Source organism: Acinetobacter sp. 1000160 (assembly GCF_000588715.1).
Taxonomy (GTDB): domain Bacteria; phylum Pseudomonadota; class Gammaproteobacteria; order Pseudomonadales; family Moraxellaceae; genus Acinetobacter; species Acinetobacter courvalinii.
Genome location: NZ_JFWP02000020.1, coordinates 1 through 2,047 on the forward strand (window position 1 = coordinate 1; position 2,047 = coordinate 2,047).

The window sequence follows — 2,047 nt, forward strand, 5'->3', positions numbered from 1 at the left end:
CTGAAATTTGCGACGGTTCTCGACAGCAGCAATTAATCGTAAAGCCACTTGTTGCCCGATATAGGCAGGGAATTGATTAAGTTGGAAAAATGGACGATCCCAACCTGGTGATGACACTTCTAAAGCATACTCACCGGAAATTGGATCATGGACATCAAGCATTGCACCCACTTGTTGTGTTACCAGAACACAATCCTGAACGCCAATACCACGCCCGAGTTCAACTTCACCATCTTCATTGAGGACAGGTTCAGCACTCTCATCTACCGCTTTATCGATATAAATACGTAGTAAAGAACGCTTACCTTGTGGCAGGAATTCAATCCCCCACAGATCTACACCACACGCAGCTACAGCTGGCGCAATAAGATCATGCAATGCTTGTGATTTATTTGATAATTTCATGTACTCTCGTCGCTCTTATACGAGCCAATCAATCTTAACCGTATAGTGAAGCACGACTATTTGACCAATTGATGTCGAACAACTACACGATAGCTAAACAACCAATAAAAAAGGGCGTAAATCGCCCCTATGTTACACAGAAAAGCTTAGCCCACTGTGCAAAAAGGCCCACCTTATTGTGAGCCTCTTTTTAGAAACTTGGTAGCGGGAGCTGGATTTGAACCAACGACCTTCGGGTTATGAGCCCGACGAGCTACCAGACTGCTCCATCCCGCATCAACACAAACACTGCATACACCGAACTTAACTGGTTATTAAGTTTGGTGCGGAAGGGGGGACTTGAACCCCCACGCCCGAAAGCACTACCACCTCAAGGTAGCGTGTCTACCAATTCCACCACCACCGCAGTTTGTGGGACGCATTCTATTCCTTTCAATACAAAAAGGAAAGTCCTAAATCGACTTATTCAGCCGTTTTAGGTGCATTTGATGAAGTTTCAGGCGATGTTGCTGGCGCAGATGTCGTCGTTTGAACAGATTTCAAACTATAGGCATCTGTAGTTTGTTTCTTGGCAAACACAGCGAGTGTCAAACTGGTGACAAAAAACAGCGCTGTAAAAATCGCAGTCATACGAGTTAAAAAGTTGCCTGCGCCTGACGCACCAAATACGGTTGCAGCACCGCCACCACCAAAGGATGCGCCTGCTTCTGCACCTTTACCTTGTTGTACCAGAACCAAAGCAATAATCAAAATTGCTAGAATGATGTGGACAACGAGTATAAAACTATACATCTCTATTCCTCGTTATTTGCTTTGCGCAAATGCTTTTGCGATTTGGTAAAAAGATTGTGCATTTAAAGACGCACCGCCTACCAAAGCACCATTAATATCTGGACATGCCGCCAATTCAACCGCATTTTCAGCCTTCACACTACCACCGTACAAGATCGCAGTCGTGGCGCCAAATGCCGTAATCTGCTTTAAGCCTTCACGGATTTTTGCATGCATCGCCTGAGCATCTGCGGGTGACGCGGTTTTACCCGTCCCGATAGCCCAGATCGGTTCATACGCTACCACAATATTTTGCCATTGTTCAGCTTTTACCACCGCTGCAATGTCACAAATCTGTTGTAATACCACCTGCTCTGCTGCACCCTGCTCACGCTGTTCCAGAGTTTCACCGACACAATAAATCACGTTTAAACCTGCACTCAAGGCATTTTGCAGCTTGGCTTTTAATATTTCGACATTGTCACCGAATAACTCACGGCGCTCAGAATGTCCAATCAATACATATTCAATCTGGCTGTCTTTTAACAGTTCCGCACTGACTTCACCTGTGTAGGCACCCGTGCCAGCTACACGTGAAAGATCTTGAGCCACGGTATATACGGCTCTGGCTGCATCTTTTAACTGAGCCTGAACCCCAGTCAAGGCAATGCTGGTTGGTGCGACACCAATATGGCATTGCTCAGCAGCAATATTGTCCTGCTGTAATAACTGCTTAAATTCTTCTATTAGTTGGAAAGCATTCGCATGCATTGGATTCATCTTCCAATTGCCAACAACCCAAGGGGTAATGGTCGAATTCGACATCCTTCGCCCGCCTACTGTTAATTTTCAAAAATGCTGCATATTTTAC

The 2,047-nt window shown here is 45.4% G+C and carries 3 protein-coding genes and 2 tRNA genes; all 5 read right to left on the reverse strand.

Annotated elements, in window-relative coordinates; translation table 11 throughout:
- Window positions 1-405, reverse strand: a 405-nt coding sequence (rimP, locus tag J699_RS00210) for a ribosome maturation factor RimP (protein WP_032883010.1), incomplete at its 3' end; no start/stop codon positions are given.
- Between the two features lie 199 nt (window positions 406-604).
- A tRNA-Met gene (locus J699_RS00205) sits at window positions 605-681 on the reverse strand.
- A 45-nt stretch (window positions 682-726) separates the two neighbouring features.
- Window positions 727-811, reverse strand: a tRNA-Leu gene (locus tag J699_RS00200).
- A 56-nt stretch (window positions 812-867) separates the two neighbouring features.
- Entirely contained in the window at window positions 868-1,197 is a 330-nt protein-coding gene (gene secG / locus J699_RS00195) for a preprotein translocase subunit SecG (RefSeq protein WP_032870579.1), read from the reverse strand.
- A 12-nt stretch (window positions 1,198-1,209) separates the two neighbouring features.
- Entirely contained in the window at window positions 1,210-2,001 is a 792-nt protein-coding gene (gene tpiA / locus J699_RS00190) for a triose-phosphate isomerase (protein WP_032870578.1), read from the reverse strand.
- Window positions 2,002-2,047 lie beyond the last annotated feature (46 nt).

Bases quoted from the DNA above. Each gene is read 5' to 3' on its own strand.
- tpiA (WP_032870578.1), bottom strand. From the start codon at position 2,001: ATGTCGAATTCGACCATTACCCCTTGGGTTGTTGGCAATTGGAAGATG.
- secG (WP_032870579.1), bottom strand. From the start codon at position 1,197: ATGTATAGTTTTATACTCGTTGTCCACATCATTCTAGCAATTTTGATT.